Origin of the sequence: Laceyella sediminis, assembly GCF_003003125.1 — a bacterium.
In the GTDB taxonomy this organism is placed as follows: domain Bacteria; phylum Bacillota; class Bacilli; order Thermoactinomycetales; family Thermoactinomycetaceae; genus Laceyella; species Laceyella tengchongensis.
Genome location: NZ_PVTZ01000024.1, coordinates 1 through 8,805 on the forward strand (window position 1 = coordinate 1; position 8,805 = coordinate 8,805).

5 protein-coding genes and 1 rRNA gene are annotated in these 8,805 nt (G+C 40.6%); 2 read left to right on the plus strand and 4 right to left on the minus strand.

All coding sequences use genetic code 11. From position 1 onward, the window contains the following. From CLV36_RS16475 to CLV36_RS16485, 3 genes are all read right to left on the minus strand, one after another. Positions 1–73 (minus strand): 23S ribosomal RNA (locus CLV36_RS16475); the annotation flags it as partial. Positions 74–962: 889 nt separating this feature from the next. Then, the gene (locus CLV36_RS16480; protein WP_106343371.1) at positions 963–4,745 is read right to left on the minus strand and encodes an AAA domain-containing protein; all 3,783 of its coding nucleotides are present in this window, start codon (positions 4,743–4,745) and stop codon (positions 963–965) included. Between the two features lie 611 nt (positions 4,746–5,356). Further along, the gene (locus CLV36_RS16485; protein WP_106343372.1) at positions 5,357–5,833 is read right to left on the minus strand and encodes a hypothetical protein; all 477 of its coding nucleotides are present in this window, start codon (positions 5,831–5,833) and stop codon (positions 5,357–5,359) included. 102 nt (positions 5,834–5,935) lie between these two features. Between CLV36_RS16485 and CLV36_RS16490 the strand changes: the two genes are divergently transcribed. Further along, on the plus strand, positions 5,936–6,598 hold the full coding sequence (locus tag CLV36_RS16490; protein WP_106343373.1) for a suppressor of fused domain protein: 663 nt from the start codon (positions 5,936–5,938) through the stop codon (positions 6,596–6,598). Positions 6,599–6,947: 349 nt separating this feature from the next. Here the strand turns inward: CLV36_RS16490 and CLV36_RS16495 are convergent, their stop codons facing one another. After that, positions 6,948–7,868, minus strand: a complete 921-nt coding sequence (locus CLV36_RS16495) for a hypothetical protein (RefSeq protein ID WP_425436594.1) — start codon at positions 7,866–7,868, stop codon at positions 6,948–6,950. Positions 7,869–8,189: 321 nt separating this feature from the next. Here CLV36_RS16495 and CLV36_RS17765 point away from each other — a divergent pair, with 321 nt between their 5' ends. Then, complete coding sequence (locus CLV36_RS17765) at positions 8,190–8,489, plus strand: SMI1/KNR4 family protein (protein ID WP_106343375.1); 300 nt, start codon at positions 8,190–8,192, stop codon at positions 8,487–8,489. The last annotated feature ends 316 nt before the right edge of the window (positions 8,490–8,805 follow it).

Consider the following 8,805-nt stretch of genomic DNA (forward strand, 5'->3'; position numbering starts at 1 on the left):
TATCGGAGTTCGTCCCGTCCTTCATCGGCTCCTAGCGCCAAGGCATCCACCGTGTGCCCTTAGTAGCTTAACCTACTAGGTTTATTCGGCATATCTATGCCGCTCGGTATCTCCTCGGTGATTTGCAACATCGACGGTCAAAGAAGGATCTCCTTCTTAACCTCGTTGCTTTATTCCATATCTAATTTTCAAGGTGCGTTTCTCTTTGTCACCGCATCGCGGCGACAAGGAATAATATATCATGACTGAAATACAAATGCAACCCTTTTTTCTCATTTTTTTTCACGAGTCAAAACCACATGAATTACAAAAGAGATATAGGGCAATCAATACGAGGCAATCTTTGTCGAATGCTTTGCTCCCACGTATGTTCCTTGAATGATTGGGTCTTATATGATAAAGCTTCGTATTTATAGAGACCTCTCGCAAACGCATTTAGCACAAATCATCAAGGATCGGATCGAATGTGAATAAGAGCTGCCTGGTCAATCGACTCGGTAGGTAGAAGCGGCAGAAAAACCTTTTCCCATAAATCAAAATCGAATGCGAACTGTATTGGAGCCAGTTTCCTATTCATCAGACACGCCATAGCAATAACAAGACAAAAAAATAGCTTAGCTTTAATCATATAAAGCTAAACCGGAAACATCATTTATTTAATGTTTGCAATAATCTAAGTAGTTAGCATAGAATACTCTTTAAATTATTTCGGTGTTCCATCGTGAGCACGCAGATACCCATCTGCTTGGCAGTAGGCAATTCCACTACAGGACATATAAATTGTAACAGGGCCTACTGGAACATATTTATCTCGCCGATTAATACGCTGATAAACTCTTCCGTTAAAATATGTTTCTATCCATCTGATAAAAAACAAGGGGGTTCACCCCTTGCCTTGACAAATTAGATGGATCATCTCATTCTTTTTTCAGTGTGTTCGCTCATGGATAAGTGATTACTTCCTAGGTTGAAGGCAAAGTCACCTTCTTTTTATGCTCCTCTTTCTCCAATAGTTCTTTCACCTTTCTATCGATTTTCTCTATTTCTATCCCCGGATTTCTCCACCAATTTCGACTCCAAATCCGTTGAATGTTCCATCCTCTTGACTCTAGGAACTCTTGCCGATATAAGTCACGCTCTTTTGCATGCGGAGAGCGGTGATAAGTCTCTCCATCACATTCGACTCCCAAGATATAGCGGCCTGGATCCTTTGGATGAACAATTCCAAGATCAATCCGGTATCCTGAGACTCCAATCTGAGTATCAACTTCATAGCCAATGCTTCGTAAATAATCGCATACTTCCACTTCAAACGGAGAGTCAAACTGGTCATCATGATACTGCTTCTTGGTTTCTGACTGGGGGTTAATTCGATTTAAAATACTCAGGACTTGCTCTTTATTCCCTTCAGAAACAGCCTTGGCGTATTCCAAGTAATGACGGAATAGTTTAGGTCCTTCATGCTTTGTTCCAGCTACATTTAGTTCATGCGGATCAATACTTGCGACCACAAGAATTTTCTCTTTTGCCCTTGTAATTGCTACATTTAATCGGTTCTCTCCCCCCTGTATATTGAGAAGACCAAATCGGTTATAAATTCTTCCTTCTTCATTAGGAGCATATCCAACAGAGAAGATGATAACATCCCGCTCATCCCCCTGTACGTTTTCGATGTTTTTAACAAAGATGCGTTCATCCAACTCCCTCTTCATCGCTTCTTCATATAAAGCGGAAAAGTGGGGATCCTCCTTGGCTCGTTGATCGATCAACTGCAAAATCTTATCGTGTTGTTTCACATTAAATGTGATAATCCCCACTGTTTGATCGGGATGCTTTTCCAATTGCTGTTTGAGCTGATCAACAACCATCCTTGCTTCCTGCTCGTTACATTGGTTAATCCAATGCCCATCCACCTTAATCCAACGAATGGCTGGCGTTGAATGATGAGCAGATACATTGGGTACTACCTGCATTTTTCCATGATAAAAGGCATGATTGGAGAAATGGATCAATTCCTCAAACTTGGAACGGTAATGATACTGAAGCATCCGCACAGGATATATCCGTTTAGCTAGGTTAAGCAAGCTTTTTGACTCTTCCATTTCAAAATCCATTTCATCTTCGTCTTCATCATACAAAGAAACGCGAAACTGTTCGAATGGCTGCAACTGCTTTTCATCCCCTGCGATTACTATTTGCTTTCCACGATATACAGCTGGCAATCCACTTTCTACAGTACACTGTGATGCCTCATCGAAGATGACTAAATCAAACAAACCCTGGCTTAAAGGGAACATAGCAGAAACGGTTTCAGGCGAAGCCAACCACACAGGGAGGAGCTCTAATAATCCTTTCTCAGCAAAGTGTTTGACTAATCGACGCACAGGCCAAATCTGACGTTGCTTTCCTGTTTGATGCCGTAGCTCTCGAAAAGCTTTTACATGACTTTGCAATGATTGGTTAATATTCATAACCATGCGTTCTTGAAGAACCTGTAAGGCTAACTTCTTTTTTTCAAGCAGAAGTTTACCGAATTCTTCCCGAATCTGCTGATACTCACCCGTTGATACGTTACTTAGATATGGATGTTTCCGTTCAATTTCATCAATCCAAAATAGATAAAAGGATTGTTTGACGGCATCCACCCACTTTTCAGAAAGCTCTCCTTCCTGGCCCATCTCCTTCTGTTTTAACCTATTGATGAGCTTTTGCACAGTGGGAGTAGCCTCAAAGTAACAGCGATCCATGGCTTTGAGATCGTCGAAATCACGTGAAATCGCTTCGCGGATCTGTAACAGCGTACGCTGTGGAATTTTCCCTTCAGCTAATTCTTTTTGTATCTGTTTAAAAAAATCATCGTCTAAAATCTCTTCTAAGAAGCGGATATGTTGTTTTAGGGATTGGGTGATCTGAGCAATTTCATACATTAAACGCAAGCTTTCTTGAATGCGGGGCCATTCTGTAGAAGAAATCCCTTTAAACTTCTGCCCATTTAATAATTCTTCAATCACGCTTTTCCCTGTAAAGGAGGTCCACCACCACAGCCGCAACTTTTGTAATGTCTTCTTTTCTTTTGGATCTAAATCATCGTAAATTTTAGCTAAGCGATCACTGTTTAACCATAGGTAAGCAGGAGTGATTTTCTCATGATCCAATTGGTTAAGTTTTCGGATTGCAACATCTGCTTTTTCTAAAGCAAGTTCCAATTGCTCAACCAGATGAGTCTGATCTCTTAGCTCGAGATTAGCTAGGGATTTTCTTCTTCTTAGGATGTACGCTTCTTTACCAAAACGTTGCTGATAAGTACCATACCTCGAGATCGTCGAGAGCATATCATCTAACTCATCTCGATGCACACTTTTCGATAAGTCGGAGACCATGATGGTTTGAACGACATCATCTTGTTTCTTAGCTCGCCCATATAGTTCATATGCGCTAAACCCACATGATTGCCGTTCATGCAACCCTTTACAAATGGCATTGAGCTTCTGCTCACGCTCTTCTATTCGCTTGCACAAATGGCGCAAGGAGGATTCTTTTCCTTGGATTTGAGTAACTGTTTCGGGAATGAGCTTATTGATTTTTTGATATAATCCGCTCCGGTCCTGTTTTTCGTCATGAATTAAGGCCACATAGGAAGTCAAATCGATACTATCTAACCGTTGGTATACAACATCCAAAGCTGCTCTCTTCTGACAGACGACAAGCACTTTTTTCCCATTGGCTAACGCATCAGTAATTAAGTTTACAATGACTTGAGATTTACCCGTTCCCGGAGGACCATGCACCACTAATCCTTTTGTGGTACGCGCTGTATGAAGAATCGTTTCTTGAGAAAAATCCGTTGGCAAGATAAAGAATTGTTCTTCTTCTTTTGCTGGTTGAATCTCTTGAACCTCAATCAGCTCCTCCCGTTGGGAATCCGGCATAGGATCGTAGGTATGATCTTCATTAAAATGAATGAGCTCTTGTATAAAGGGTAATGGTTGTTTTGTCGATAAGGCGATTAATTCATCATAATCCCGGATCAACGACGAATTACCTTGTGGGAAGCTACCTAATATTGCATAAGGTTCAATCTTGAGTGGCTGATCTTGAGGAAGGGTTTCCCTGCGATACGTTTGAAGTGGTTTTAATCCTTCTTCTGCACAGGTTACGTTGATGTTATACTGACTTAACCATTCTGCCCATGAGGACAAGTTTGCTTTATCGATCATCTTCCACTGCGCACTATCCTCAAACATACTCTCTTCAAACGTAGCTTGATGAAAACGTCTGAGTCCTAAAAAGAGTGTGCGATTTAATTGTGGCTCAGAATCTGGAAAAGAGTGCAATTCCCAATATAAATTACTTCGATCCTTTCGTTCTAAGCGAACCGGATATAAATACAATGGGGCTTGAATAAAAGAACCATCCCTTAAGTTACCTGATAAGAAAGGATAGCCTATGTATAAATCATACAATCCCGTTTCATCTTCGATTGCCTTCATATTGCGATAAAGATGGGTTAAGCTATGTGCTACAGTTTGTAACTGTTTTTCAGTCAAAGATGAGTGAGTAAGCACCATTTTCTTTTTACCAGTCATCACTTGATCTAAAATCTGTTTTGACCGTGGTGCGTTCTCTTGGTCTAACGCCGTTAGGTCGAAGACCCATTTACTTTGTAGCCTAAGTAGCCGTAGGGAACGATTTCTCCGGCTCAGATCACTTAATCGATCCTTCAGGCGAATTAGCTTTTGTTCCATCTTATCCCCTCCGATCTTTATGGTTGCTCGTGTATTTGGTTTTGAACGGGTTTTTAACCAGCTCTCACCACTTCATACCCAATGACAACAAATCTGATTATTTGCGGATTAAATCTATTCATGGATATACAATTACGAATAGCAAAGCAGAGCATTTCATGATTTTGTATATGATTGTTTCTCTTTACAATATAATATTTCACTAATAATAAGTAAACGAACGAATAGGCTAAATGTTAAAAACAAGTAACAAAGGTATTCTATTCAACATCCAGTGTTGTGGCATAGTGGGAAGAAATCGGCAATCCGTTTCAACCATCGACTGGAACCGAGGCGTACTTGCATGAGGTGAATAATGCCGCGCTCCAGCAAGGATTGCAAGCTAATTGTCGTTTAAGATCGTTGGTCGATTTTATGGTTCCATCTTGAGATGCAAAGCCAAATCGACACAAAAAATGAAGTGCCTGACTGTAGTCAGTTTGCACTTCATTTTCTTAGTTACAACAAGTTCTCCAAAGTTCTATCATTCAAAGCAAACGACCTAAAGATGAATGTCAAACCTCCTTGGTTAACGATTTGTATTCACAAAACGCCGCAAATAAATAGTTTCATTATAAACATATCGGTTTGTATGCCAACGCTTTCTCCACTATTTCTTTCGGAGTGAGACCATCGTCACTCCTGTTGCCCTTAAACTTTTCGTCCGGGTAAAAAATCAGGTTTGAAGCATTGGGCATAGGTACATGAATATCAAAGAGTTCCATATAATAGTGCGTTTCAATTCCATATGTTTCAACATCCATAGCCCTGGTGACTATTTCAATCAACTCTTCTGTCGTGATATCCTCCACTTTACTTGGAACAGGTAATGAAGCAAGATCAACAAACGTTTCTAAATCCATGGCTTCCTGATGCATAAAGTCAACATCGATATAATCTTTTCCTGTTAGTTGGTTAAACTCTTCTATCTCTTTATCAACAGGTTGTTTCGTTTCCAACAAATGGATAATCCGTTGAACTTTTGATCTGATGACGCTTTTCCACTCTGGAGATATTGGTTTCAACTCCAACTCTTTTCGAAGTTTCAATAACATTCCTCCCGCATGCCAAGCAACACTTAATCACTGCTTTACAACCAATAAAAGAATAACATATTGTAATATTCAAATGACCCCAAGGAGGCATGCATCATGAAAGATGATTTGTTTAACGAAACCGTTGATGTGAGGTATGATTTTTGGAAAAAGATCGGAAAAATAGATCCAGATGTGTTGACCCACCTCATCAATCCAGCTTTTAGAGGTGGGCCTAGATGGCCGGCATTGAGACAAGCTTTTGTGAAAATAGAGACTCCGAATTCCGTCATTTTGGCAAGTGACGGCTTGTCTGATCCGTTTGATGATGTTGAGGAACCCAACCAAGGATTTTCATTGGAGTGTTACCTTGAATCAGACGATCCTGCCCTTCGTAAAAACATTGCTGAACTCGATCAAACATGGCAATTTCAGTTGCTATACGAAGTTGCTCAAAACTTTGCTCATCATGGAGGCGTAAAAGAGTTATTGGAGCATCATGGTGTTTTGTCGATGGAGTTTTCGTATATTGATGTACCAGAACCTTTCAATGAGGAAGGCCGCGTAGGTGTCTTGCTCGGTCTTGAATCTGAGCAAATTCCAACCAGTATCATCGGTCCAGCCAGTGATATACGTTTGGTAAGCATCAAAATACTCACCTCACAAGAGCTGCAATACATATTGCAAAATGGTGCCGCTGGAAGAAAAAAATTAGCTGAGTTATTTCGTGAACAAGGATCTCATCATCTGTCTACGCTTAATAGAAATCCCGTAGTATAAGAAAGTTACTATGGTAAATAGCAAATAGAAAATGCCAGGACTATTAGGGCGTGTCTGATGAATAGGACAGCGGCTCCAAAACCATTTTCTCATTCGCTTCACGCATGGCGAGGCGCTCCTCAAGAAAAGGTTTTTTCGCCGCTTCTTCCCCAACAACTTAATTTGCCAGACACACCCTAGTGATTGGCTCTGGCATTTTCTTTTCCATGGATGATGCCTTTAATTTTTTGTTGTTGATACCCAATAATGATCACGCGAGCTGACCCCGATTGAAGTAGAACAGCGGCTCTCATTCGCTTCACGCGTACGAGGCTCACCTGGAAAAGGTCTCTCCGCCGCATCTACCCAGTTAAAAAATGCTATCAGAGACGTAGTAAATTTTCTGCGTATTTTGCTTATTCAGCGGGTCTGTAACGATCGTAAAATAAACGTTCCCGTTCTTTGTCTGTACACCCTCGATTTCATGAGTTCCTACATTGGTAATTTTCACAAGGGTTTTGTATGCTCCCGTGTTTGACATCATGGCGATTTGCGGAGTTTGGCCTTCTGCGCCACCTGACGTATAAATCTCCGTATTACTGAGCATATCAACGCCTTGGAAAGAACCGTTCGGTCTGACTATGCCACTACCCGACTGCGTAAAGCTACCAACACAGGCGCTCTTCGCCTCCGCACTATTCATCTGTACCTGTTTATTACTGTCAAGAAGCCGGTTTAATGCCACTGTGTCATAAATAGACCAAGTTACAGTTCCTTGTTTGGTTTGGACTCGGAAAATCGTGTAGTTACTATTGCCACCGCCATCGACACGGTACGTATCACCTAGTCTTTTACCATCCTTATTGGCGTAATTCATATAAGTAAACCGATGAAGATCGGTATAATTGTATTTCGCGCCAGGTGAGTATTGCAGTCTTGCCACTTGGAGGGACCAGTAATACGATGTTGAAGGATCTGCTTTCGAACTGAAATAAAAATAATTTTTACCATTGTATGTGTACATGTCTAATGTTTGGCAATGACCCGCATTGGTGACAGTCATTTCATCAACATATGTAGCGTCTTGACCATTAATGAGCAATCTTGAAAGATAGCATGTTCCCCCAGACCGTTGTGTAACGTAAATATACTTGGAAGCGATATAAGCTTTTTGAACAGCCACATTATGCTTAAGCCCTTTGAGGTTGTATGCAAGTGTTGCCGACGCATTAACCGTCTTCCCTGGAGTGGCCGCAAATGCAGGCAAAGCAGTCACCATCGAAATAAGCATCGCGAGAATAACGGAGGTGAATAATTTCAACTGACTTTTCACTCGGAATTGAAACATGAGCAAAACCTCCATCAAAATTGTTAGTATCATGGATTCATCTCACTGAACTCCCCACGGAAACTGACCCATAAAGTTATTCTCATGACGAATCTTTTAATTAAATCATAACAGAACACTCCCTATGTCGACAAATTTTTTAAAAAAATCTAACTACATAAGCCATCCGCCTACTCCTCATCCTATAAACAACACTTTGCACATGTTACAATCTTTTTGGCATTATCATCATTGATCTTTATTTTTTAAAAATAGGTGGGTAACATGAGAAAGCATTTTAAAGGATTTTGGCTACCATGCGATCAATATACCAATCCCATTTCGGTGACGGATGAAATGATTGCTCAGGCAGAAAAAAAGTTGAATTTCAAACTTCCCCGTTCTTACATAGAACTAATCAAAACCAAAAATGGTTCAACTCTTGCTTTTCAACAACAGTTCCAACCTCTTGGGCCAAGAATCATATTGCAATCGAAAAAATCCGTGGCCTTGGAGGAGAGGAAGGCATTGATTCCGAAGATGTCCGAAGCATTGATGAAGATTGGGGTTATCCCATTCATCTAGGATTTGTAATATGTGATTGTCCATCAGCTGGTCATGATGCCGTCATGTTAGATTATAGTCAATGCGGAAGAAATGGTGAGCCCCGAGTCATCCATGTTGATGTAGAAAATCCCGATCATCCTAAGGTTACGATCCTCTCAAAGGATTTCATAACCTTCATCAATGGATTAGTTAATTGTCAAGAATTTGAAGACTGAAAAAAGCGCCTTATTAAAGGCGCTGAGGCTGCTGACAAACTGCCTTGAAAGGCAGGGTCAGCAGCCTTTTTTGTCGAATCAATAAAAAACAATCTATAAGGAGTTTTTTCTATGTTTAG